The organism is Lysinibacillus sp. FSL K6-0057, from assembly GCF_038630885.1.
In the GTDB taxonomy this organism is placed as follows: Bacteria; Bacillota; Bacilli; order Bacillales_A; family Planococcaceae; genus Lysinibacillus; species Lysinibacillus fusiformis_F.
Map to the genome: position 1 here is coordinate 2,751,920 of NZ_CP152047.1, position 23,425 is coordinate 2,775,344.

The 23,425-nt window shown below is 36.8% G+C and carries 25 protein-coding genes; 13 read left to right on the forward strand and 12 right to left on the reverse strand.

The window, feature by feature from the left end; translation table 11 throughout:
- Window positions 1–9: 9 nt before the first annotated feature.
- The 3 genes from MHB40_RS13515 to MHB40_RS13525 form a co-directional block, all read right to left on the reverse strand.
- On the reverse strand, window positions 10–1,341 hold the full coding sequence (locus MHB40_RS13515; RefSeq protein ID WP_342440694.1) for an SPFH domain-containing protein: 1,332 nt from the start codon (window positions 1,339–1,341) through the stop codon (window positions 10–12).
- A gap of 163 nt (window positions 1,342–1,504) precedes the next feature.
- On the reverse strand, window positions 1,505–1,879 hold the full coding sequence (locus MHB40_RS13520; protein ID WP_205443912.1) for a DUF423 domain-containing protein: 375 nt from the start codon (window positions 1,877–1,879) through the stop codon (window positions 1,505–1,507).
- Between the two features lie 11 nt (window positions 1,880–1,890).
- Window positions 1,891–2,316 carry a thioesterase family protein gene (locus MHB40_RS13525; RefSeq protein ID WP_342440695.1) on the reverse strand — a complete coding sequence of 142 codons (426 nt, stop codon included), beginning with the start codon at window positions 2,314–2,316 and terminating at the stop codon, window positions 1,891–1,893.
- 235 nt (window positions 2,317–2,551) lie between these two features.
- Here MHB40_RS13525 and MHB40_RS13530 point away from each other — a divergent pair, with 235 nt between their 5' ends.
- Together MHB40_RS13530 and MHB40_RS13535 are read left to right on the forward strand one after the other, a co-directional pair.
- Window positions 2,552–2,839: an RNA polymerase subunit sigma gene (locus tag MHB40_RS13530; RefSeq protein WP_342532511.1), complete on the forward strand. Its 288-nt coding sequence runs from the start codon at window positions 2,552–2,554 to the stop codon at window positions 2,837–2,839.
- A gap of 196 nt (window positions 2,840–3,035) precedes the next feature.
- Window positions 3,036–3,497 (forward strand): DinB family protein, encoded by a 462-nt coding sequence (locus tag MHB40_RS13535; protein ID WP_342532512.1) that lies wholly within the window; start codon window positions 3,036–3,038, stop codon window positions 3,495–3,497.
- Between the two features lie 467 nt (window positions 3,498–3,964).
- Here the strand turns inward: MHB40_RS13535 and MHB40_RS13540 are convergent, their stop codons facing one another.
- Together MHB40_RS13540 and MHB40_RS13545 are read right to left on the reverse strand one after the other, a co-directional pair.
- The gene (locus MHB40_RS13540) at window positions 3,965–4,126 is read right to left on the reverse strand and encodes a hypothetical protein (RefSeq protein WP_205443914.1); all 162 of its coding nucleotides are present in this window, start codon (window positions 4,124–4,126) and stop codon (window positions 3,965–3,967) included.
- Window positions 4,127–4,370: 244 nt separating this feature from the next.
- Entirely contained in the window at window positions 4,371–4,667 is a 297-nt protein-coding gene (locus tag MHB40_RS13545) for a hypothetical protein (protein WP_342532514.1), read from the reverse strand.
- Between the two features lie 230 nt (window positions 4,668–4,897).
- On the opposite strand from MHB40_RS13545, the gene MHB40_RS13550 reads away from it, so the two are divergent.
- From MHB40_RS13550 to MHB40_RS13565, 4 genes are all read left to right on the forward strand, one after another.
- Entirely contained in the window at window positions 4,898–6,322 is a 1,425-nt protein-coding gene (locus tag MHB40_RS13550) for a VanZ family protein (protein ID WP_342532515.1), read from the forward strand.
- 327 nt (window positions 6,323–6,649) lie between these two features.
- The gene (locus MHB40_RS13555) at window positions 6,650–7,174 is read left to right on the forward strand and encodes a hypothetical protein (RefSeq protein ID WP_342532516.1); all 525 of its coding nucleotides are present in this window, start codon (window positions 6,650–6,652) and stop codon (window positions 7,172–7,174) included.
- Window positions 7,175–7,418: 244 nt separating this feature from the next.
- A complete protein-coding gene (locus MHB40_RS13560; RefSeq protein ID WP_342532518.1) occupies window positions 7,419–8,153 on the forward strand; it encodes a class I SAM-dependent methyltransferase in 735 nt (244 codons plus the stop codon).
- Between the two features lie 347 nt (window positions 8,154–8,500).
- Complete coding sequence (locus MHB40_RS13565) at window positions 8,501–9,667, forward strand: Ger(x)C family spore germination protein (protein ID WP_342532519.1); 1,167 nt, start codon at window positions 8,501–8,503, stop codon at window positions 9,665–9,667.
- Window positions 9,668–10,902: 1,235 nt separating this feature from the next.
- On the opposite strand, the gene MHB40_RS13570 is transcribed toward MHB40_RS13565, so the two are convergent.
- Complete coding sequence (locus MHB40_RS13570; RefSeq protein ID WP_342532520.1) at window positions 10,903–11,694, reverse strand: hypothetical protein; 792 nt, start codon at window positions 11,692–11,694, stop codon at window positions 10,903–10,905.
- Between the two features lie 135 nt (window positions 11,695–11,829).
- On the opposite strand from MHB40_RS13570, the gene MHB40_RS13575 reads away from it, so the two are divergent.
- Window positions 11,830–12,744: a class I SAM-dependent methyltransferase gene (locus MHB40_RS13575; protein ID WP_205443921.1), complete on the forward strand. Its 915-nt coding sequence runs from the start codon at window positions 11,830–11,832 to the stop codon at window positions 12,742–12,744.
- A 587-nt stretch (window positions 12,745–13,331) separates the two neighbouring features.
- Window positions 13,332–14,525: a Ger(x)C family spore germination protein gene (locus tag MHB40_RS13580; protein ID WP_342532521.1), complete on the forward strand. Its 1,194-nt coding sequence runs from the start codon at window positions 13,332–13,334 to the stop codon at window positions 14,523–14,525.
- A gap of 47 nt (window positions 14,526–14,572) precedes the next feature.
- Here the strand turns inward: MHB40_RS13580 and MHB40_RS13585 are convergent, their stop codons facing one another.
- Window positions 14,573–15,328, reverse strand: a complete 756-nt coding sequence (locus MHB40_RS13585; RefSeq protein ID WP_342532522.1) for a class I SAM-dependent methyltransferase — start codon at window positions 15,326–15,328, stop codon at window positions 14,573–14,575.
- A 263-nt stretch (window positions 15,329–15,591) separates the two neighbouring features.
- Here MHB40_RS13585 and MHB40_RS13590 point away from each other — a divergent pair, with 263 nt between their 5' ends.
- The 3 genes from MHB40_RS13590 (at window position 15,592) to MHB40_RS13600 (ending at window position 17,624) form a co-directional block, all read left to right on the forward strand.
- The gene (locus MHB40_RS13590) at window positions 15,592–16,458 is read left to right on the forward strand and encodes an AraC family transcriptional regulator (RefSeq protein WP_342534783.1); all 867 of its coding nucleotides are present in this window, start codon (window positions 15,592–15,594) and stop codon (window positions 16,456–16,458) included.
- Between the two features lie 16 nt (window positions 16,459–16,474).
- Window positions 16,475–17,050, forward strand: a complete 576-nt coding sequence (locus tag MHB40_RS13595) for a GNAT family protein (RefSeq protein WP_342440706.1) — start codon at window positions 16,475–16,477, stop codon at window positions 17,048–17,050.
- A 142-nt stretch (window positions 17,051–17,192) separates the two neighbouring features.
- Window positions 17,193–17,624, forward strand: a complete 432-nt coding sequence (locus MHB40_RS13600) for a hypothetical protein (protein WP_342532523.1) — start codon at window positions 17,193–17,195, stop codon at window positions 17,622–17,624.
- A gap of 74 nt (window positions 17,625–17,698) precedes the next feature.
- Here MHB40_RS13600 and MHB40_RS13605 read toward each other — a convergent pair whose 3' ends face one another.
- On the reverse strand, window positions 17,699–18,544 hold the full coding sequence (locus tag MHB40_RS13605; protein WP_205443931.1) for an alpha/beta hydrolase: 846 nt from the start codon (window positions 18,542–18,544) through the stop codon (window positions 17,699–17,701).
- A 181-nt stretch (window positions 18,545–18,725) separates the two neighbouring features.
- Between MHB40_RS13605 and MHB40_RS13610 the strand changes: the two genes are divergently transcribed.
- Window positions 18,726–19,169, forward strand: coding sequence for an SMI1/KNR4 family protein (locus MHB40_RS13610; RefSeq protein WP_342532524.1), 444 nt, complete (start codon window positions 18,726–18,728; stop codon window positions 19,167–19,169).
- Window positions 19,170–19,199: 30 nt separating this feature from the next.
- Window positions 19,200–19,685, forward strand: a complete 486-nt coding sequence (locus MHB40_RS13615; RefSeq protein WP_342440710.1) for a tetratricopeptide repeat protein — start codon at window positions 19,200–19,202, stop codon at window positions 19,683–19,685.
- A 34-nt stretch (window positions 19,686–19,719) separates the two neighbouring features.
- On the opposite strand, the gene MHB40_RS13620 is transcribed toward MHB40_RS13615, so the two are convergent.
- The 4 genes from MHB40_RS13620 to MHB40_RS13635 all read right to left on the reverse strand — a co-directional run bounded on the left by MHB40_RS13620 (window position 19,720) and on the right by MHB40_RS13635 (window position 23,313).
- Complete coding sequence (locus MHB40_RS13620; RefSeq protein WP_342440711.1) at window positions 19,720–19,938, reverse strand: DUF3955 domain-containing protein; 219 nt, start codon at window positions 19,936–19,938, stop codon at window positions 19,720–19,722.
- A 309-nt stretch (window positions 19,939–20,247) separates the two neighbouring features.
- Window positions 20,248–21,291, reverse strand: a complete 1,044-nt coding sequence (locus tag MHB40_RS13625; protein ID WP_342532525.1) for a phosphotransferase family protein — start codon at window positions 21,289–21,291, stop codon at window positions 20,248–20,250.
- A gap of 13 nt (window positions 21,292–21,304) precedes the next feature.
- Window positions 21,305–22,081, reverse strand: a complete 777-nt coding sequence (locus tag MHB40_RS13630) for an SDR family oxidoreductase (RefSeq protein WP_205443939.1) — start codon at window positions 22,079–22,081, stop codon at window positions 21,305–21,307.
- Window positions 22,078–23,313 carry an acyl-CoA dehydrogenase family protein gene (locus tag MHB40_RS13635; RefSeq protein ID WP_342532526.1) on the reverse strand — a complete coding sequence of 412 codons (1,236 nt, stop codon included), beginning with the start codon at window positions 23,311–23,313 and terminating at the stop codon, window positions 22,078–22,080. Before MHB40_RS13635 ends, MHB40_RS13630 begins: the two co-directional genes overlap by 4 nt.
- Between the last annotated feature and the right edge of the window lie 112 nt (window positions 23,314–23,425).

The window sequence follows — 23,425 nt, forward strand, 5'->3', positions numbered from 1 at the left end:
ATCATCTCCTTACTTGACATCCTTTTCATCAAAAACATCGCCGCATTCTGGACAGAATTTAGGCGGATTTGCAGGGTCCTCTGGTGTCCATCCACATTTATCACATGCATAGAGTAAAGCACCAGCTGGTTTTTTAGAGCCACACTCACTGCAAAACTTCCCTTTATTCACCGCTCCACACGTACATGTCCAGCCCTCTTCCGCTGGTTTTGCCGCACCACAATTTGAACAGAATTTCCCCGTGTTGTCATGACCACATGCACATGTCCAAGTATCAGGGGCTTTAGCTGTTTGATTTTGCATCGCAGCCTGAGCCATTTGCGCTTGCTTATTTTGCTCATTCATTTGATAAAGCTGACTAGCATTGACTCCACCAGCTTGTGCAGCCATATTCATCCCCATGAATCCTGCCATAGCCCCACCATCATTGTTGGCAGCCGCAATCATCGCTTCTGCCTGAGCGCCAGTTAAATGGGCAGCAGCCATACCTGGATCACGCATGACCGCATTGCGTTGTAGTTGTTTGATCATCGCTTCGTCTTCTTCAGAAGCTTTCAGTGTACTGATGCCAAATGACACAACAGCTAAACCACGTGTAGCAAGCCATTTTTCAGATAATACCTTATTGAGTGCGTCTGCTAATGCAACTGTATGAGCGGGTATTTCACTATAACGAACGCCACTAGCTGAAATTTGTGCAAAGGCTGGCTGTAACGCTGTCATTAATTCTGATTTTAACTGGCTATCAATGGTCTCTCGTGTAAATTCACGCTCCACATTTCCACACACATTTGTATAGAATAATAATGGATCAATGATTTTATAAGAATATTCGCCATGGCAACGAATGGCAATGTCGATATCTAAGCCAATATTACGATCAATGACACGGAATGGAATTGGTGCAGGAGTGCCATATTTATTCCCAACAATCTCCTTTTTATTAAAATAATAAACTCGCTGATCTTTAGCAGGTTCTCCACCAAATGTGAAACGTTTGCCTATCTGTTTAAATGTTTCCATAATGCCATGAGACAAATCTGAGCCATACATAATCGAAGGCTCTGTTGATGTATCATAGACATATTCGCCAGCTTCTGAAGAAAACTCTACGACTTTCCCCTGCTCTACAATCATCACACATTGCCCTTCATTGATGGCAATTATCGAGCCATTGCTAATAATATTGTCATTGCCTTTATTTGAACCTCGTTTAGAAGTACGTTTAATGCCCTTAGTCACCAGAACATCGGCGGATAATGCCTCACAATAAAAATACTCACGCCATTGATCCTCTAAAACGCCTGTTAATGCCCCAACGCCTGCTTTTAATAAACCCATAAATATTCCCACCTTTACATTGATGTTTAGCTTATTTTATCATCTATCAACACTATGTAATACGCAAAATCAGACAAATTGTTTCATTTTCTTCATACTAAACTAAAAAACGAGAAGTTCCTATGATGTGAATCATCAGAACTTTCTCGTTACAGTCTCTTTCTTATGATAAGGCGGCTATTATAACAAGCACCCATGCAACAATAAATAACATTCCACCGATTGGGGTAATCGCCCCTAGCTTTTTCACACCTGTCACGGCAAGCACATATAAGCTACCAGAGAAGAAGACAATCCCTGTAAACATCAGATATCCTGCCCACGAAAGCAGACTAGAGCTTCCTAAAAGTGCCTCATTGGATAGAATACCAAGTGCAAGAATTCCTATAGCATGATACATTTGATATTGCACAGCCGTTTCCCAAATGGCTGCATAATGTGGCGAGGCAAACTTATCCTTTAGCGCATGTGCGCCAAAAGCTCCTAAAATAACACCAAGACCTGCCAAAATCGCGCCTAAAGCTAAAAACATTTCCATCTATTGTTCTCCTATTTTGCCTCAACGGCAATTTCTTTATATTTGGCGTCCCAAGCTGGGTCAATCTTACTTAAAGATACTGGTCGCAATGTATCCTTATGCGCAAGAATATGTACGGATTGAGCTGTGGCTGCTACCGTGCCATCCTCATGTAAAATTTCATAGCCATACGTAGTTCGTAAACGATCATGCTTTGCTACCCAAGTGCGCACCGTTGCTACCTGTCCATAATGCATGGCTGCTTTATACGAAATCGATAAATCCATTACTGGCGATACATAGCCATCTTTTTCTAATGCAGCATACTCAAAGCCCGCATCACTTACAAGCTGCGTACGACCAATTTCCATCCAAATGATGTAGTTCGCATGGTACACTACGCCCATTTGGTCGGTCTCTGCATACCGTATTTCAATCTGTTTCTCACTTACAAACATTTTCTTCACCTCGTCCTACATTATAGCGTAAAAGTATTGATTTGGTGGGGTTTTTGCTCTATTGGAATTGGAGATTGAAAAATGTATTTGTCTACGTAATGATCTCATTCCATATATCCTTTGAAAATCGTATATTTTTAAAACAGGAAACGCTGCCAGATTCCTCGACTTTTCAATGAATGTATAACTAACCATAATTAACACACACTAATTTTGAGTGTCTCGCACGCAGTAAGTGAAGAAAGTAGTATTTGTTGAACGTCTTCATCTCTTATGTGTGATGATTACACCATTTTATATAATAATAGAGGTGCTTGAAGTGACTATATTCGGAAAATGTTTATATATCGCATTCTTTATCATCGTCTTTTTATTCACAACAATTTGGAACTATTTTAATAGTGGTCATTGGGCCTTGCTTGAGAATTTATTCTTTGCCTTTTGGGTAGCCAGTTTCTTATTTATGGCCTTGCTGCTTAGAAGTAAAAAAGTTGAATCGGAAAAAGCTGATAATAGAAGTTGATATACCTATTTAATGATATTTTCTATTGTTTAATTATTTCCTACAATTTATTCAATTGCTGTGGCATCTACAAGCTGCAGCTTTTTTATTGTTGCACCAAATTCATACAAAGCTTGTCAGCACTAGTATTTTATCCGTACATTCAAACCTCAAAATGATATACTATTCAAAAAATACTTTGAAGAAGGGAACGTGAGTGATGGAGGCTAAGACCATCTTGTTAGATCAATTTTTAGCTAATGCGAATGACCGTAGTTGGTATATCTCATTTTATGAAGTCGTTGAAGGGCTATCTGAAGCAGAAGCCTTTTGGAAACCCGATCCTTCTAGCCATAGTATGGCTGAAATTGTCCAGCATTTAATCTATTGGAATGAAATTTGGCAAATACGGTATAGGGAGAATCAAGTGAAGGCCCCATCCCAAACGAATAATGCAAATACGTTTCTTGTTAAAGATGAAGTAACTTTCTATGAATTGAAAGAAAAGTTATTCCATATCCTGCTGCAATGGCAAGAATTAATTGAGGAAGAGCAACTTTTATCTATCGTAAATGGATACCCCGTAAAAGCGGAATGGTGGGCCATCCTATCGAATGCCGCGACTCACAATGCCTATCATATTGGACAGCTTGCTTATTTACGTAAAATGGAAAAATAGACATTTATATGTTATAATCTCAGAGTAGGGCTAATAGTAATAGTCCTATTTTTGTTTGCTGCCGCTTATTTAACTCAAATAACACCAAAGGAAGATGCAATGTGAGCCTAGAAGAAATTACACAAATTTATTCATTTTACTTCTTCACGACACCCATTTTAATAAGGTTAATTGTATTTAATTTTATTTTCAAAGAACACAAACATACGATGGCTATTTTATTGGATGCTGTTGTTTTAGTATCAACTACTATATGGTTAATATTGATTAGAGAAGTCATTTTCCCTCTGCCTTCATTAACTTTAAATGTATTTAGTGTACTATACATCCTATTGATTATTGACATTTCTATTAATTATTATCGCTTAAAAAGGAAGAATTCCTTGAAGTGAATAGCCCAATTTATACATATAAACAAGCTCTAAGCAAAAGAAAAAAGCATCTCTCGTCAAGATGCTTTCACTTTACTATTGGGGCAATTCTTCTAGTGATTTTTCAAATTCAAGTATATGTCCATCAACTTTTGCTCTTTCTAGTTCCTCAATAAATTCTTCCTTACGCTCATCAAGTCTGGAGTCAAGTGTGTTTTGATAACCCGGAAATAGATTGTAATCTACTGGTTTCCCCATAAGTTCACCTCTTATTCTCAGCTTTTTTATTTATTATAGGGTATATTGATATTTTCTGACAATTGTTTATATCATTTTTGATTACAAGGACCGACAAGCCAACACAACGGAAGACTCATAAAAAACACCTACCTATACTTAATTGCCCATAAAATGATGCCCTTAATTCTAGAGAACAAGCGATGTCATTTATTTTGTCAACACTTCTGAAAGTACAATTTCCATAAATTTTGTTGATGATCCCCTAATCTCCCCTCACTTTTTTTACGGAAAATAAAATCAAATTTACTATATTTAAAAAGAGAATAGCTAGAAACATATAAAAGGTAGTTGGGTCTCCGCCTGAGGGCACTTCATCCGCTATGTATCCAGAAATAATCATCAGTGCCCCTGATACGATACAGGAAATTATTGCTAATACACCTATTGTATATCCATTGACAATAGGCTTTTTTAATAAAATTAAAAATAATGTAACGAACAAACTAAGTAGAAAAATACCCATTGATAATTTTATATAATAAAAAACATCTACTAACATTTCATCCACTCCTTTTCACGTTAGACGTTTCCAGCTATTAAAGTTTTATCTATTTCCCCTTACTCTTCCAAGCACTTCCTCCACTAGTAGATATGATGCAAAATCTTAAGAAATCTTCATAATTATTCTCAATAATTATTAATAATTACCATTTACAATAAGAAAAGTCGACAATATTACATCAACAGAAAATCAATTTATCAGATTAACATAGTTAGGAGCATCTTGTCTTGGGCGTTACAGATATTATGAATAACATTCGGATTTTAATGTTGCCAGTCATCCTTATTATTGGCGCTGAGTTCTTACTCATTGCACTTTATTATTTCCTTTATTATAAAAAACACCAGTCCGATCGAAAAAAAATAAACATAAAGCAACTGATGCTTGGAGCACTCTTTATCGGCTATATTGTATTTGTGTGTGAGCTAACGATTATTGGTCGCGGTTCTTCCCATTTCATGCAAATGAATCTTCAACCATTCAGTGGTTATATAGATGCATGGAAGAAATACTCGTTACGAGATCTTCAAAATTGTATTTTTAATATTTTCATGTTTGTGCCATTAGGCGTTTTCTTACCTTTACTTTTCTCTAAATTTAAATTGTTTAAGTGGCTTCTTCCTGTAGTAGTGATTGCAACTTTATCCATTGAAACGTATCAAACACTCACAGGAGCGGGGATTTTTGAGCTTGATGACTTAATCAACAACTCGCTTGGCGGGATTATTGGATACCAGTTATACAGACTTGGGACTTCTATTGTTCAGCACAAAAAAGTAAAAATGAAAAGTTTGGTCGGAAATCTAGCCATTCCTATCATGATGGGTTTGATTTTTGTTGGCATGATGATTGTCTATGCGCAACAGGAATTTGGCCATTTAACCATAAACGCCTACACAAAATCGAATATGTCGGGCGTTGATGTAACCACTTCATTAGATTTACATGCAACATCTACCGTTGCCCCAATATATAAAAAAATAATTCAAAATGATGAAGTGAAGACTCTGTTGCAAAAGAAATTCGATTTATCAGAGTTCAGTAGACAGGATATTAGGGGTGATCGTGAGCTTTTATTGAAAGACAAAGCAGAAAACTCGTATACGTTATTCATTAGCGCAGAGGGCAATTGGTCGCTAACAGACAATCTTTATACGCCAGTGCAACCCTCTTCAGCTGTGCAAGAGACACTGGTGAACAAGGCAAAGAGCGTGATGGACGAGCTTTCTCTCCTGCCTCAAGATGTAGCATTTACAGCTTTGGATAATGGCGTATTTCAATGGACGCTTCCTGACCGCGCCGAATCTAACCAAGATTATTGGCTTGGTGACGTAGACCTCGGTCTAAAACCAGATGGAAGTGTGTACGCATTATCCTATAGTCTTCATCAGCATCAATTGATACGGGAAGTAAATATTTTGTCACCTGCAGAGGTGTATGAGCGAATTAAGAATGGCGATTTTCCGCAAATAAAATTCAATGCACTCGTAACAGATGAAGAACTTTTGATAAAAACAGGCGATCAGCTGACTATCGATTTAATAGAGCTTTCGTATATGTATGATACGAAAGGATTCTATCAACCCATATACAGAGTTTCTGGTACATTCAATAAAAAAAGCTGGTTCACCTTGATTCAGGCAAAAAAATAGCCTTTTTTTCGATATTGTTAAATAAGGAAAGCCCTGACTGGGTACTGGGTTTTCCTTATTTCCCTGTTCCTCTAAATTCCTTACCAGGTTATATACCTCCCCCATCAAAATAATCGTTCAGTAATAAAGTCTAATTGAAGCATTCATTCTTTTCCATTTAAGATAAAAGGCTGTAGTAGATGCTTAACACCCTCAACAAATAGCATTTTAGCAGAAAATGCTAGCGTTTTTAGACTTTATCTAATCTGTAGCCTAGGTGTTCGTTCAAATGGTGATAAGAGAGTTGAATATAATACCTATATTGAGAGCATATAGGAGGGTTAGAGAATGTTCAATAAACATACATGTAATGACTGTTGTCAAAATGAAACGAATTACTTCCCAAAAATTGTTGCTCTTCCTGGTCCTATTATACCTATTCCCTCGCCTGACCGTGGTGTTTTAGGATATGGGTCCCTGAGAGGAGATACTTTAGGCTTTTTAACGTCTGAACAGACACCCGTTACTTTCCATGTAGTTGGCCCGCTATCAAATGTTACAGTTAGCCCTACTGGAAACGAGTTAGTCGTTCAAAATAATGGTGTCTATCAAATTACCATTTCGATAAATGCGCAAGCAACAACAGATGCTGATCCTGATCAACCATTTTTCACAGTTAGCATTACCGTCAATGGGCAACCTATTTTTCTAGACGGCATCGCAGTCTTTAATGTTGTCAATAGAAGTAGTTCGTCTTATGTTGTTCAAGCTACATTAGCAGCAGGAGACTTGGTTGGTGCAAGTGCAGCATCGGATTCCTTAATAGCTAGTTACTTAAACCGCTCCTTAACAGTTGTGCAATTGAGTGGTTAGATTAACAGATAACTTAAAGGGTATATAAGGTAATAGCAGCTCACATCGTTAAATTTTAGAGATGTGAGCTTTTTTGGATGATGTCAGTGTTGTGATTAATTCTGAGAAGTTCTTGTAGTAATTAAATGTGTTATCGTTTAAAAAAGTTACAAGAGGTGACAGCAATGGTTAGAAGAAGATAGCTAGCCTCCTAGGTTATCAGTAGATTTAGGAGGCGAACTTAATTAATAGGAGTGTTCAATATATGAAACAAAATAAATATGATGAAATCAATTTCTTTTCCGAATATGAAAAAATGCCACGTTCCGTTCAAGGACTAAACGCAGCAGGTGAATGGCACGTGTTAAAAGCACTTCTTCCAGATTTACGAGAGAAGACTGTACTCGATCTAGGCTGCGGCTTCGGTTGGCATTGCCGCTATGCCCGCGTGCAACAGGCAAAAACAGTAATCGGTGTGGATCTATCGGAAAAAATGCTTCAAAAAGCGCAGGAAAAAACGAATGATCCATTTATTACCTATTTAAAGATGCCGATTGAAGATATCCATTTTTCTGCTTCTCAATTTGATGTCATAATTAGTTCATTAGCTATTCATTATGTACAACCCTTTGAAACATTGTGTAAAAAGCTTTATGCTTATCTAACACCCAATGGATCGTTTATTTTCTCAGTAGAGCATCCTCTATTCACATCACGCCATGAACAAGATTGGTACTACGATAAGGACGGCAATCGCTTGCATTGGGCAGTCGATCATTATCAAACAGAAGGCATTCGCGAAACGAACTTCCTTACCCAGAATGTCATCAAATACCATCGTACACTCTCCACTTATATCAATGTCTTAATTCAAGCTGGTTTTAGGGTAAGTGCTGTGAAGGAGCCCATGCCATCAGAGGAAATGCTAAAAAATATTCCCGAAATGCGGGATGAACTGCGAAGACCTATGTTTTTAATCATTTCAGCAGAGAAGAAATAATCGATGTGTGTTAATGCGACTAGCATTAACACATAACTTCTTTATTATTTTTCTTTTAGGTGCTTATACTCATTCAATAAATATTAGCAAAATAAAAACACGCAACGGGGCAAAAACATCCTCTATCTACATCACTCTCCTCTTTTCATCCATATAAATAGTTATGGATGCCCAATACATACTTTAGTAAATAATTAAGCAACACAAAGCTATTGATATTTGACTTCTCATCGCGAGCATTTCACATCTCGCCACTTAGTACGATTCATTCAACACCCTTACTTATAAGTCCGCATTTTTTTGTCCAAACTATTTTAAAGGTAACCAAATATAAAAGTAGGGACACGATGACTAGAAAAAATAATGTATTTCTCGTATTCATTTTAACGACTGTATTGTTTACGTCAGGTTGTTGGGATGTGACGGAACCCCAAAGAATGTATTATGTCAATGCTGTTGGGGTGGATTTTGAGGATAATCAATATAAAGTCTATCTCCAAATTATTAATTTTGCCGATGTAGCGAAATCAGAACAGCCTAGTGGAGATGTTGCACCCGCAGAGGTGGGTTATGCTGAAGGAAAAACTGTTGAAGAAGCCATTTATAAACTGTATCGTTCCTCAGACCAGGAAATTTTTTGGGGGCATATGAGGTATTTGCTTTTCTCAGAACGAGCCATGGAAAATGAACGAAGCATCCCTGTTATTGATACGTTTATTCGTTTTCGAGAGACTCGCTATCATATTTGGGTCTATAGTACAAAGGACCCGATTAAAGATGTTCTACTTGTCACACCGATCTTAAAGAATTCATTGACCTCTTCAAAATTAAGTAATCCCATCAATACAACTAAGCAAGAATCCTTCATAGAGCCTCAAAGCCTAAGAAATTTAATTATAGGCTTAAATGAGCCAAGCCATGAGGTAAGTATTCCCTACGTGACCATTATGAAAGATTGGGAAACAGCAGAGGAACAAGTTGAAGAAACGACTTTTGCAGGTGTTGGAATTTTGACAAAGGATGGCTTTAAAGGCTTTATAAAAAACGCAGCTGCTAGAGGCAATCAATGGATGCATAACAATACCAATCGTGGCGAAATCACCTTTAAATTAGAAGGTCGCGAAAGAGATTATCTAACCGTGGATTTAGATAAATTAAATGTCGAAGTGAAACCCGTCGTTAAAAATAAGAATCATGTGACATTTGATATTTCTATTCATTTACAGGCTACGCTGAATGGATTTAAAGGAAAAATAAATGCCGATGAAATTCGAGGCAACATCATCAAACAAGTAAAAAAAGAAATAATGGAAACCTATGAAGAAGGCTTAAAATTAGACGTTGATATCTATCGTTTTTCAGAATATCTTTATCGCTCAAACGTCAAGGCATGGAAAAAGCTAGAGAAAGAAGGAAAAATCCCTTTAACAAAGGATTCCATCGGGGAAATAACGATCCAAGTAACAAAAATAAACCCTGGTCGCAAAACCTATGAAGAAACCATTGAAGAATAGCCCTGTCCTTTTCAATCATTAAAACAGCTATGTAGAAGTATGGCTACCAGCATCTGAGACAAATGATACTATTACAGTACGATTTCTGGGAGGTTAAAGTAGTTGTCTATACATTGCTATAAATTCAATTTTATAAAAAAAACGCATCTATAGTAATTTATAAAACAAAAAACCAGGTGCTCTCTTGTCGGGAGCACCTGATTTTATTGTGAAAGTGAATCTTACTAACTTACTTAGTTTTGATTCGTTATAATACTACGATAAGTTGAGGCGCTGAACAAGTTAAAATATTTTCCAATAGGGTTTTAGGCAAATTTAATGTTTTTTCGAGAAAATAATTTGATATTTCAACTTTTGTAATCTTCATTGTTATCATTAAAGTAGGAAATAATAAAATCCTTTAATTGTCTAATGGTGGCTGATGACATAAAATCTTTTATCCATGACAATCCCACTGTATAGGTAGGAGGCATATTAGCTATTTTCACATAATTTAAATTGTATTTTCTACAAACTGATATTGGTAGCAATACTACACCCTGTTCCATCTGGATAATTTCTGCCAAAAGAAGTGAATCTACTTTATAGTTCTAGCCTGCCCTTTCACAAAGTAACGTTGTAAAATGGCAAAGAAATAAAGGGTTCATGGGCAAACTGATCTTAGGAAATCTGAGTTTAACCTGCCAGTTGATGTTAAAAAGGCAATGGATCGCGTCGTACAATTAGTAAAATAGCAGAAGAATCTCAGTCCGTTACTAATTTTGAGGAAAACATTTTATATTTTGCAGAGTAACTTAAGGTACATTAAACAAAAAGACCAGTCACTCTTATAAAGAGAACTGGTCATTTTGCGTTTAGGTGAAGACTATGAAAAATCTTCTTTCATAGATTAGCATATTACACTGAACAATTTCTGAACAACTATACAAAAAAGACTAGATCCTCACAATATGATGTAAGCCCTAGTCTTTTAAGTGAAAGTGAATCTTACTAAATTTTGTCTAGCTTTAGATTCAAATAACAATACGAATGAACAGGCTAAAGGTTTCATGAATTTTAAATTTTTTTCGTTAAAAATAGGACTACCACCACAAAAAGACCAGGAAATCACGAAAAATGTGAATCCTGGCCCTTTTGTGAAAAGTGAATGTTACTAGTTTGCTTTAGTTTTTTGTATTCTACTGATGAGTTAGACGGCTGATGTTTTAAAAAGTTACACATTCTTAAAAACTTTTTTACTCCACCACTTCAATAGCAAAATCAAACATCCCCTCAGCGCCATCTACTGTAATAATTGAAATAGCATATTCTCCCTCTGGCATAGTATAGCTTCCTTTTTCCAGTATAGATGTTTGTTCTTCTCCAGCAGCTAATGTCCCTTGAGCCCATAGTTTGCCTTCGGAATGAGTAATTTTCCAGCTAAATTGTTGTGTGCCTCTATTTTTCACATCATATCGAATACCAAGTTCTTCAGTAGAATGGTTACTATAAAAAGAGGTGTGAAATTCACCATGCCCAGTTGTTCCACCTACATAAGTCACAGGGAGTCTATGCTGCATCACTACTTCATTCATCTGGTGTTGGACATCAACCAATTTCTTAGAATCTTCCGCTGCTTTTTCTAACATACTAAAAAAATCATGACCTTTTACAATTTCAAAGCTTTCTTTGGTGGTAAGGAGAACCAGTGTTTTATTTTTAGAATCAATGAACATCGGATAACCTGTATTAAGTGAGATCGTCATTCGATAATCGTAATCAACGGTTTTTATTGCTGTTTTTTTGAATGTTGCTTGTTGAAAAGACTTTAGCAATTCTTTCTGTGTTTCTTTTGATATTTTTATTTCCGAAAATATATCTTCTTTATCTGTATCGATCCGATGTAGGCTTATAGTGGGATTTTCCACATCAAAATTAGCGTTTTCTAATATATCGGTAGCAGAATAGCTTTGATTTTTCCATGTAACGAACATACCACCAAGAATAACAGCTAAGAGTAAAGGTAAAATCACTTTAAATTTTTTCATATAACTCCTCTCTTTCAATACCTAAAACTTGACAAAAAAATATTTTTATGCTAAAATTTACATTTAAATTAATCTTTTATATAATAGGATTCTCCTGGCCAGGGGAATCCTATTTTTTTGTTAAGGAGTGTTGGTATGAATCAACAGGAATCTAGTATCACTTCATTAGTAGCTGCTTTTAGTAGAGCCTATCATAGTCAATTTGATTCTCCGAAAATTTTTGATGATTATGTAGCCAAAGAATTGATCTCACAAGAAGAATATCAAACAATTCAAGACAACATGATACAAGGTATTGCATTTTTTAATAAAGAGATTGCTACAAAGTTTAAAGGCAATACGAAAGAATTAATAAAATGGATTATACAAGTTCAACTCTCTCCAACGCCCTTGGCACGTGCTGCTTACTGTGAAAGGGTCCTGCAAAACGAAATACAGCTTGGTGTCGAGCAATATGTCATTTTAGGTGCTGGCCTTGATACTTTTCCGTATCGTCAGCAGCAGGTACAAGCCATGCTAGAAATTTTTGAGGTGGATTATCCAGCAACACAGGCTTCCAAAAAGAAAAGATTACAGGAAGCTTCCCTTCCCCTCCTGAATCATCTACATTTTGTACCAATGGATTTTACAAAACAATTTCAATCTCAACCATTAGTAGAGCAAGGCTTCCAAAATAAAAAAACTTTTTTTAGTCTGTTAGGTGTTTCTTATTATTTAACTAAAGAGGAATTAGCAAGCTTACTTAATCATTTATTTGCCCTAGTTCCATCAGGGAGTTCCATTGTTTTGGATTATGCTGATCAATCTCTCTTTAAAGAAAAAGGACTCTCGAATAGAGTGGAAAACATGGTGAAAATGGCCGCAGTTGGTGGTGAACCAATGAAATCTTGCTATGCTTATGCGGACATGGAGAGGATGTTAGATCAATTAGGCTTGCTTATATACGAACATCTATCTCCTACAGCGATTCAAGAGCTGTATTTCCAAAATCGAACAGATTACTTATGTGCTTTTGAAACTATTCATTACATGCATATTGTTAAAAAATAGGTCGAAACCACTTATTTTTATATAATTCTTAATTTTCTTTTTATTACCCAGGCAATTAACTATTTCAATATAGAGGATTAGTATACTATAGTAGTGTAAAGCTAATTAGCCTTACACCTCCTAGATTTGTTATTAGGGTCACTGTTAACGCAGTGACCCGCTTATGTTTGACAAACGACTAATAAAAAAATTTAGTTACCCTTCTCCTCTTAAAGCATCCACTTGAACAGGATGATCCACTCAAAATAAATCAGTCTCTTCAATATTTTGAGAAAGGAAATTCACATATTTTCCAACTTCAAAGTGATTGTCTGGAAAATGAAATGGCTAATGCTCCCTCTTCTATGTATAGAAGCTTAAAACCCAATATGTCCTCATACCATTTAGCCAATCATTTTGATGGCCTCTACACCTTCAAATAAAAATTGTTTCATTTCCCTTTTTCCATTTCATATACATACTGTTTTGTTTCTACATTTTATCCTCCTTCAAAAAGATTCTTTGAGATATCCATTATTGATTATTTTGCCTGTCTTTTGCTTATCCTTAATAGTATCGGAATTGTCCTAGCCCTTTTCCTAGAGGAGGTGCCCATCATCAAATACACGGTATCATTTATCCTATTGCTTGTAGTGATTTTTTTGCTAGGTGGATGCTGGAATAAACGGGAGTTAAACGAACTAGCTATTGTTACGGCTGTTGGCATTGATAAATCGGACGAGCTAGTTGAAATCTCTGTTCAGATTGTGAACCCAAGTCAAGTTACCTCGAACAAAGCATCAAGTATTCAAGTTCCTGTTTTTACCTATCATGCAAAGGGAAAAACCTTATTTGATGCCATTCGAAAATTAACAACACTGACGCCAAGAAAGCCTTATTATGCGCATGCGCAAATCATTATTGTCGGCGAAGAAATGGCTAAAGAAGGTATGAATAGCATTTTGGATTTATTTCAAAGAGACCCTGAAGGTAGAAGTGAATTTAACATTATCGTGTCCCATGAAGCAACTGCACTAGAAATATTAAGTATTTTAACACCGTTAGAGGATATTCCTGCTAGCAAAATGTTTAAATCCTTAAAAGTATCAGAAGCTGTATGGGGAACGACAGAGTCTGTTATTCTAGATGACTTAGTCCAATCTTTAGGTAGTATTGATAATAGTGCCGTATTACCCTCTATTCAAATATACGGTGATGCAGATGCTGGTGCTTATAGCTCTAATATAGAAAAAATTGAGAGCCCCGCACAATTAAAATATGGTGGGCTGGCCATTTTTAAAAATTATAAGCTCATTGGCTATTTATCAGAACAAGAAAGCAGAGATTATAATTTTTTAAACAATAATATAAAAAGTACATTTGAAATTATTGCCTGTCCTGAGCAAGGGAAAATCTCAACCGAAATTATTAATTCTTCTACTAAAGTGACGGGCCATTTTAAAAATGGGATACCTTCGATTTCCATTAAACTTGATATTGAGCAGAATGTTGCAGAGCTTAGTTGCCCTCTGGATTTAACAAAATCAAAAACCATCGATGCTTTAAATAAAGAAACGAGCAGACAAATCAAGGAGCGTTTAGAACATACACTTCAAACGATTCAACAAACCTATCAAGCTGATCTATTAAAATTTAGTGATGTACTACACCGAGAGGACTATCAAGCATGGAATCGAATCAAAAAGAGCTGGCTAACCCTCTATCCAGACCTAGCAGTTCAAATTGAAGTCAAGGTTCATACAAAAGGAGTCGGAACTGCTACAAAATTAAAACTAGATTAATTCATAAAAAATGACCAGACTCTTTTAAGGAGTACTGGTCATTACAATTAACGCACCGCTTCAAATGTTATAAGTGACGTTTCTTCATTTGGTTGTTGAAGGAACGTGTAATTCGCTGAACAAGTTACATCAGAGAATCCAACACTTTGTAATAGAAGCTTAAATTCCTCTATCCCATACCAGCGCAATAAAAACTTTTGCAGTTCTGTATCCATTAATGTACCTTGTTGCCACTTCTCGTATTTTAAAACCATGAGTGTATATTGCTCCACCCAGTTCATGGCAATCGATTTTCTTTCAAGAGCAATTCCTTCATCTTGTGAAATTTGATGGTAAGATGTCGTAATTTCTCCTGTTTTCCAGTCTGTAGGAAGTAATAAATCTACTAGGAGTCTTCCACCAGGGACAAGGTGCTGATACATAGAGGCTAATGCTGATAGTGCTTCTTGATGATTTTCAATTAAACAAAATGAGCCTGTAGGCATAACAATAGCTTCGTATTGTTGACCTAAGGTGAATTGGCAAACATTTCCCTCATACAGCACTGGCGTCAATCCTCGTTCTTGGCATCTTTTTCGACAGGATGCTAGCATTTCTGGGGAATGATCAATTCCTTCTATATCAAAGCCCTTTTCCATTAAAGGAATATAGAAGCGTCCAGAACCGACCCCTGCCTCTAAAATCTTACCCGTGATACCTTGCAATCGCTCTAGATAATATTCAATATCCCCACCAAGAGAGTGTCCAACTGGTTTTGTAAAATCATAAAGTGCTGTGCTTAACGATCCGTAATTTTTGTACATATTTTCTCCTCCGATTGTTTGCGGAAGAAATCAATCTATTAATCCTCCCGCACCTTTATGTTATTGAATGGGAAAATTGAGCTGACTATCATCATCTATCACTCGCTTTCTTGTAAATTTAGTTAAATTATACATTTATTAATCATTTAATTCAATGTTTCTATTGATTTCCTATTCATTACAATTTAATGTACAAATTAGCACAAATTATCAAAAAACCCTTCCTATTAAACAGTACCATTGAGTTAAGAAAGGATGATGGTATGGATTATTTTGAAAGAATTCAAAACGCCATAGAATTTATTGAGAGAAACCTACAGGAAAAGTTAATGATTACAGATATATCTTCCCAATCTTACTTTTCAGCATTTCATTTTCAACGACTTTTTCAAGCCATTACAGGTTTTTCAGTGCAGCAGTATATTCGCAACAGGAGGCTTTCTGAAGCGGCTTCCTTATTAGTAACAACTACCCAGAATATACTTGAGATTGCAATCAACTTTCAATATGGTTCTCAAGAGGCATTTACACGGGCATTTGTTCAGTATTTTGGTGTCACACCTGCTAAATACCGAAAAGGAGCCCACTCCATACCACTTCAAACCAAAATAAACTTTTTGGATTATAAACTGGAAGGAGAACTCCCTATGCAGCGACCAGAAATACTTCAATTACCTAAAAAACGTATCACTGGCTATGAATACAAAACGTCCTTACAAGACGAACAGTATTATGCTGAAATTCCAGGCTTTTATATGGATTTTGGTCAACAGCAATATTATGAGCGAATCTCACATAAAGTAGCCCCTAATATGGCGTATGGCATTTCTACAAACTATCAGGAGAATGGTCAATTTTCCTTTATTGTAGGAGAGGAAGTCGAAACATTTGAGGAGCAATTAGAGAAAGGCTTCACCCAACTTGAAATTCCTGCTGGTAAATATGCGGAGTTTACATTGAATAGCACTGCAGAAGGAATTCAAAATACAAGACGTTATATTTATGGCGTATGGTTACCAAATTCTAATTATGAGCGCGATTCCGGTCCCGATTTTGAAATAACGGATGTTATGCAATCTATCTATCCACATGAGATGAAAATGAAAATCTACATTCCTATTAAAGAATAGAAAAGGAGCTACGCCAATGATTATTGAGAAAGTATTTAAGCAATTCCCTACCTTACATTCAACTAATTTACAATTAAAAAAAATAGAAGAATCACATATACAAGAGCTATTTGCCATTTATGATAATGACAAGGTATTTGAGTACTGTGGCATCATCCCAAAACACAACCTTCAAACTGTTCAAAAAATGATTGGCCATTTTGAACGTGATTATACGAAGAAAAGCAGAATAAAATGGGGTATTTTCGAGAAATCACAGAGTGAAAAACTTGTAGGGATTATCGAAGCGATGGACTTTAATCAAAAAGTAGATATGGTTACAATTGGTTACTACTTAGCTGAAGCTTCCTGGGGAAAGGGCATCGCTACAGAGGCAGTCGAAATCATCGTAAAATTTTTATTGGAGGAGGTAAATGTTAATCGAATACAGGCAGAAGTCATGCCTTTAAATGAACCATCGAAAAAAGTGCTGCTAAAAAATGGCTTTATAAAAGAAGGTCTCTTGAGACAAGCTTCATTATGGTCTGGCAAAGGTGTTGTTGATTTAGAGATCTATGGTTTATTGAAGGGCGAGTACGACTTGAACGGCTAAACTCTATTTATGAGTTTAGTCTTTTCTTTTATTCTACAGATAAATAGACATTTTACCATCTCCTAAATGGCTCTTTGACATAGATTAGAAATAGGTGACCCGTGCTAGCATGATATTGAAACCATAAAGGAGCGTTTAAGGAATGGATGAAAACAGATATTTAACACGAATGAATTGGGAATTTAACAATTATCATAAGTTTTCCAAATGTTATTGTGAATCAAGAAATTTTTGCTTTGATCACGCTTCTGGCGTCGATCATCCTATTGTTGAGGAAGATTCTTATAAAATCAAATATTATAATAGCCCCCAATTTGAAAAAACATATCAGAAAAAAAAGCAAGACAAAGAACATTGTCAAAGCTGTGTTTGTAGTCACTTAGAATGTTTTGAACCAGGGACTTTAGTAGATGTATACCTCTCAAACGGCAGCCAATTTTTAGGTATTTATTTTATCTATCTTGATCCGCAAAACTGCTGTGGGTACTTCCTTCAATTCGATGAAACGGCACGCCCAGTCATTATAGACTGTCAAAAAATAGATGCATTACGTAAAACCTGCGCAGGAAGTTAATACTTTAACTCTTCCCTTTTTTGTGTAATTGAAATAGGCTGGTTATTGCTATTTAAGCATAACCAGCCATTCGACTACTCTTCGTTTATCCATTTGATTAATTGTTCATCAAAAAAGACAGGTTCTTCAAACATAGGATTATGACCACTTTTTTCAAAAATAACTTTCTTTACATGAGGAGTATAATCCACTGCATCCCATAACGAAACAGGAGCAACTAAATAATCATACCTACCTAGTCCTATAAAAATCGGTTTGCTTACTTGTTGTATTTCTTGTAAAAGGTTCTGCTCCGCAAAAGCTACTCCCCATAGATAATCAATAATTTCCATATTCGGATGAACGTTATCCCACGTAGAGGTAGCATTGAACATATAATCATAAAAGCTATGTGCCCCCATACGAATACACATGTGAACAAAGCGTCGTTCAGGCTCCCTCTTAAGATCCTGCTCCAACAAAGCTATATCATGCGTAAATTGATGTTTACGCTGCGCACTTGCATGTGCCTCAAAATAAGACAAGCTTTGCTGCTGTCTTTCTTGACTATTCGTTGTTGCCGTATTTAAAAGAACGATTTTTTGAACATGCTGGGGATAAGCTTTGGCATACGCCATCGCCATAAATGCATGCCCTGAATGTCCTAAAACAATTAAATCATCAAGCTGTAGAGTTTGTCTTGCATACTCCATGTCTTTCACTATTTTGTCCAATGTATAATCAGCTTGTTTCAATGCATGCGTAGGCTTACCAAAACCTCGATGATCTAAAAAAATAACCTGAAAATGTTGGTAGAAGTTTTCTGAAAACAGACGTGGATAATATATACTACTCCCCACTACTAAAATTGGTTGGCCTTGACCTTTTATACAATAGTTTAATTCAAATCCATCACACATAAGTTTTTGATATATCATCATCTTGATCCTCTTTTCTTTTTTTGTATCATCACTCCCTTTCTTCTTTGTTTTCCCGTGTTTTTTCCATTGAACGCTCTAGCATTCTATCACCTCGGTAAATGTTACTATTACATTAACAATATCATTTCCACAGATTCCTAGCAATGAAGGATCGTGTATACTTAATAAAAGGAGCGTGTCTATGAAGGAAAATCTAATAAAGCGTTTGCGGTCATTTTTATTTAATGAGAAGCACCCAACCTTAGTAGGTAAACCTGCAAGCCAAAGAGAAATAAAAGATGCACAGCAGCAACTTTATGTACAATTTCACAACGATTATGTCGAATTTATTGAAACGTTTGGTGGAGCATACGCAGGTTTAGCAATCCATGCTTTTTCGAATGGCTCTAGTCTAGGAAACGAAACCGTTGTTGATTTAACACTGGATTTTCGTCAACAATATAAAGATATCCTATCTCCGACTATCATAGACACTAGCTATGTCATTTCAATGGACGGTGAAGGAAATCCCATTTTCATCGATTCATCAGGTAAGGTTTTCATTTGCGATCATGATTGCGGGGAAATCAAGCGATTAGCTGATTCATTTGAATTGTTAATAGAAGATTGTTTTTATGAATGGTAAGTTATTTAAACAAAGAAGAGGTTAAATAAAATGGACAAACAATTAGAACGTATACTTGCATTAAGAAAAAACGGACAGCTTGAGGAAGCAAATCAATGCATGGTGGCACTGGTCAAGGAACATCCTGAAAATGCATTCTATCAATTTCAATGTGCTTGGACATTTGATTCTTTAGGGCAGGAAAAAGAAGCAGCTCCGCACTATGAAAAAGCGATAAAATTGGGACTAGAACCAGAAGTTTTAGTAGATGCCTACCTTGGTTTAGGGAGCACATATCGAACTTTAGGGCAATACGAGCAAGCAAAGCGGATCTTTGAACAAGCCATTCAAGAATTCCCTGAGGCCGAGCATGTCAAGGTCTTCTATGCCATGACACTTTATAATCTTGGCGAACATGCAAAATCAATGGAAACATTATTGCACACCTTAATACTTACAACCAACCATCAGGGCATTCAAGACTATAAAAAAGCCATTCACTACTACAGTGATAAACTAGATCAAACATGGTCATAAAAAAACAGGCTCCTATTTTGGGCCTGTTTTAGCATTATGATGCGGTAGTTTGCTTTTTGAATGTAGAAAATAACGCCATAATCAAGAATGTTAGTATGCCGCTAAAGAAAAATAAATAGCTTAATGGAATTAAAAAGAAGTTTTTCTCCACAATCGTACCATCTGCTAGTATCTCATCTCCTATAATTCCTTTTATAAATAAACATACGATCCCCATGATCATCGGAATTGTGGCAAGTAAATATTTTTTCATTATTTCTTCCTCCAGATTGTTAAATCCTTGTTGTTATTGATGTCGCTTACAACTGTTATGATAGCGTTAGTTATATTATAAGTCAATTATTTTTTATCGAAAAACAATAAATAATTATTGATTAGCACCTATAATAAAAAAGAACTAATGTTCCCCCTTTTTTAATTTCTTGTACGTGCTTTGTTATGATTTTTGAGTAGATTTTGTGCGAGTAAAAATCAATAAATATATAATTTATTGTCGGATAATCTGTTTTAATGAGCTATAAAAAAACAGCTACTTAGCAAAAAGTAACCGTTTTTTCTTAATTTATATCGATTTAGAAGCCTGTTGTATGAGTGCAGCGACCATTTTATCCATCTGAGCAAAGCGATCATCCTGAGTTTGCCCTTTGACATAGCGATAATAGATTTGCTGACAAATAACGGCTAATTTGAAATAAGCAAATGTACAGTAATAATGAATGGCTGACACATCTCGCCCACTCTTCTCTGCATAACGATCAATAAATTGTTGTCGGGTATAAAAGCCTGGTAATACAGTTACTGGTGGTTCTCCAAGTGCATATAATAGCATTTTCGGGTCATCCGCTTGCATCCAATAACTCATTGCTACCCCAACATCAGCTAGTGGGTCCCCTACTGTTGTCATCTCCCAATCAAAAAGACCAATCATTTCGGTAATATCCTTAGAGAACATCGCATTATTCAATTTATAGTCATAATGAATAATGGTTGCTTCATTATTGGAAGGGATATGATTTTTTAACCACTCAGTTAATACGGCTACTTCCGCATGCTCTGCTGTTTTCGCTTTTTCATAACGCTCGATCCAGCCATACACTTGTCGTTCCATAAATCCGTCAGGCTTCACCATATCCTTTAATGGTGTGTCTTGATAAGGAATGGCATGTAATGCAACTAAAGAGTCAACCATCATTTCGGACAACTGACGTGCTAGTTCCTCTGTTGGTTCTGTCCCTTTTGGAAAATGCGTATCAAGGACGATGCCTTTTTTGCGCTCCATTAAAAAGAAATCACTACCGATGATGTCTCGATCCTCTACGTAGACATACGGCTTGGGAACCGCTGTTAAAAATGGATGCAATGCCGATAAAATTGTAAACTCCCGCTTCATATCATGCGCTTTCTTGGCAACTGGTCCAAGCGGAGGACGACGTAGAACAGCTTCGAAATCTGCTATTTTTAAACAATACGTCAAATTGGAATGTCCTGCACTAAATTGTGATATTTCAAGTTTCCCCTGTGGAAGCTCAGGGAAATAGCTTTCTAAAAAGGCATGTAATTTATCCACATCTAACCGTTCACTTGACCTTACTTGCATCGTATCCATTTTACTTCCCTCCTTAAATAATGGAGCTCATGCCCCCATCTACTACAATGACATCCCCTGTTACATAATCCGAAGCTGGTGCTGCTAAAAATAACGCTACGCCCTTCAGATCATTTTCTGAACCTAAACGTTTTAACGGTGTAACGCCCATTAAATAGTCTTGTCCACGCTCGATTAAAACATTGGACATTTTCGTTGGGAAAAATCCTGGTGCAATGGCGTTGACATTGACTCCATGTGGTCCCCATTTAACAGCTAAATCCTTCGTTAAAGTGATGACAGCCCCTTTACTCGCGTTATAGGCAATCGTGTCCATAAAAGCTGGTAGCGTACCACCTAGTCCAGCGATGGAAGCAATATTAATAATTTTGCCGCTTTTTTGCTCTAGCATAATTTTGCCAACTGCTTGGCTAAATAAAAAGGTTCCATTGACATTGACATCAAATACTTTTTGCCAGGCTTCATAGGGCATATCAATGGCAGGTGTTCCCCATGATGCGCCACTGTTATTGACTAAAATATCAATTTTACCGAATGTTGTGATTGTTTTGGCCACCACATGAGCAATATCCTCTGGCTTTGTGACATCACATGCTAGGGCTAATGTTTGAACACCTAGCTTTTCGAGCCCTGTGGCAACCTCCTCACACGCCTCCACCTTTCGTGAGCATAGGACCACATTGGCTCCAGCCTCTGCGAATCCTTGAGCAATTTGCGCACCGAGTCCACGTCCTCCTCCTGTCACAATGGCTGTTTTACCTTTTAAGCTAAATAACTCTAGGACCGTCATTTCACCAGCTCCTCTTGTTTGTTGGCATGCTTTTTCAATTCTAGCTTAGCAATGGTATTACGATGCACCTCATCTGGTCCATCCGCTAAACGCAATGTGCGTGAATTTGCCCATTGTGCAGCAAGCGTTGTATCTGGACCTACCCCAGCTGCACCAAATGCTTGGATAGCTCGATCAATGACTCTTAGTGCCATATTTGGCGCAACTACCTTAATCATGGCAATTTCAGCTTTTGCCTCTTTGTTGCCTACCGTGTCCATCATATAAGCAGCCTTCAAAGTTAAAAGCCTTGCTTGCTCAATATCCATGCGAGATTCGGCAATACGCTCCCGCATTACCCCTTGATCTGCTAGTGGTCGATGAAATGCCTGTCTCTCCTGTAAACGTACACACATTTCCTTCAATGCACGTTCTGCTGCACCAATAAGACGCATACAATGATGAATTCTTCCGGGTCCTAACCTACCTTGCGCAATAGCAAAGCCTTTCCCTTCCCCCCATAAAATATTATCCACCGGTACACGTACATTAGTAAAAGTAACCTCACCATGTCCCTCTGGTGCATGATCGTAGCCAAAGGCAGTCAGCATACGCTCCACTTTTACCCCTGGTGTATCCATTGGTACGAGAATCATAGACTGCTGCTCATGGATAGGGGCCGTTGTATCTTTATGCTTGCCCATAAAAATAGCCACCCTACAGCGAGGATCCCCGGCACCGGTTGTCCACCATTTATGGCCATTTAAAATGTATTCATCTCCGTCTCGTTCAATACTTGCCTCAATATTCGTAGCATCACTGGATGCAACAGCTGGCTCTGTCATCGCAAAGCAAGATCGTATTTCGCCTCGTAATAACGGTTCAAGCCACTGCTTTTTTTGCTGTGCCGATCCATAACGTACAAGTACTTCCATATTTCCTGTGTCAGGTGCATTACAGTTAAACACTTCGGGTGCCAGAAGTGAGCGTCCCATGATTTCACATAAAGGTGCGTATTCTAAGTTGGTTAAACCTGCTCCATATTCACTATCTGGTAAAAATAAATTCCACAAACCTGCCTGTTGTGCCTTCTGTTTCAGCTCCTCCATAATAGGTGGAATCGCTCCCCAACGATCTTCCATTGCCTCGACCTGTGCAGCATAAACGGTCTCATTTGGATAAATATATTGCTCCATAAAATTCGTCAGCTTGTCCTGTAACTTCACAACCTTTTCACTATAGGAAAAATTCATTAGAAGATACCCCCTTTGCTTGAACTTCGCAAAATGAATGAATGTTCATTTTCATTCTTACAATAAATGTTACCGCTATTTTTCTAGTAAAGCAATGTTCTATTTTTGAATT

Bases quoted from the DNA above. Each gene is read 5' to 3' on its own strand.
- MHB40_RS13515 (WP_342440694.1), bottom strand. From the start codon at position 1,341: ATGGGTTTATTAAAAGCAGGCGTTGGGGCATTAACAGGCGTTTTAGAG.
- MHB40_RS13520 (WP_205443912.1), bottom strand. From the start codon at position 1,879: ATGGAAATGTTTTTAGCTTTAGGCGCGATTTTGGCAGGTCTTGGTGTT.
- MHB40_RS13525 (WP_342440695.1), bottom strand. From the start codon at position 2,316: ATGTTTGTAAGTGAGAAACAGATTGAAATACGGTATGCAGAGACCGAC.
- MHB40_RS13540 (WP_205443914.1), bottom strand. From the start codon at position 4,126: ATGGGGAAACCAGTAGATTACAATCTATTTCCGGGTTATCAAAACACA.
- MHB40_RS13545 (WP_342532514.1), bottom strand. From the start codon at position 4,667: ATGTTAGTAGATGTTTTTTATTATATAAAATTATCAATGGGTATTTTT.
- MHB40_RS13555 (WP_342532516.1), top strand. From the start codon at position 6,650: ATGTTCAATAAACATACATGTAATGACTGTTGTCAAAATGAAACGAAT.
- MHB40_RS13560 (WP_342532518.1), top strand. From the start codon at position 7,419: ATGAAACAAAATAAATATGATGAAATCAATTTCTTTTCCGAATATGAA.
- MHB40_RS13565 (WP_342532519.1), top strand. From the start codon at position 8,501: ATGACTAGAAAAAATAATGTATTTCTCGTATTCATTTTAACGACTGTA.
- MHB40_RS13570 (WP_342532520.1), bottom strand. From the start codon at position 11,694: ATGAAAAAATTTAAAGTGATTTTACCTTTACTCTTAGCTGTTATTCTT.
- MHB40_RS13575 (WP_205443921.1), top strand. From the start codon at position 11,830: ATGAATCAACAGGAATCTAGTATCACTTCATTAGTAGCTGCTTTTAGT.
- MHB40_RS13585 (WP_342532522.1), bottom strand. From the start codon at position 15,328: ATGTACAAAAATTACGGATCGTTAAGCACAGCACTTTATGATTTTACA.
- MHB40_RS13590 (WP_342534783.1), top strand. From the start codon at position 15,592: ATGGATTATTTTGAAAGAATTCAAAACGCCATAGAATTTATTGAGAGA.
- MHB40_RS13595 (WP_342440706.1), top strand. From the start codon at position 16,475: ATGATTATTGAGAAAGTATTTAAGCAATTCCCTACCTTACATTCAACT.
- MHB40_RS13600 (WP_342532523.1), top strand. From the start codon at position 17,193: ATGGATGAAAACAGATATTTAACACGAATGAATTGGGAATTTAACAAT.
- MHB40_RS13605 (WP_205443931.1), bottom strand. From the start codon at position 18,544: ATGATGATATATCAAAAACTTATGTGTGATGGATTTGAATTAAACTAT.
- MHB40_RS13610 (WP_342532524.1), top strand. From the start codon at position 18,726: ATGAAGGAAAATCTAATAAAGCGTTTGCGGTCATTTTTATTTAATGAG.
- MHB40_RS13615 (WP_342440710.1), top strand. From the start codon at position 19,200: ATGGACAAACAATTAGAACGTATACTTGCATTAAGAAAAAACGGACAG.
- MHB40_RS13620 (WP_342440711.1), bottom strand. From the start codon at position 19,938: ATGAAAAAATATTTACTTGCCACAATTCCGATGATCATGGGGATCGTA.
- MHB40_RS13625 (WP_342532525.1), bottom strand. From the start codon at position 21,291: ATGGATACGATGCAAGTAAGGTCAAGTGAACGGTTAGATGTGGATAAA.
- MHB40_RS13630 (WP_205443939.1), bottom strand. From the start codon at position 22,081: ATGACGGTCCTAGAGTTATTTAGCTTAAAAGGTAAAACAGCCATTGTG.
- MHB40_RS13635 (WP_342532526.1), bottom strand. From the start codon at position 23,313: ATGAATTTTTCCTATAGTGAAAAGGTTGTGAAGTTACAGGACAAGCTG.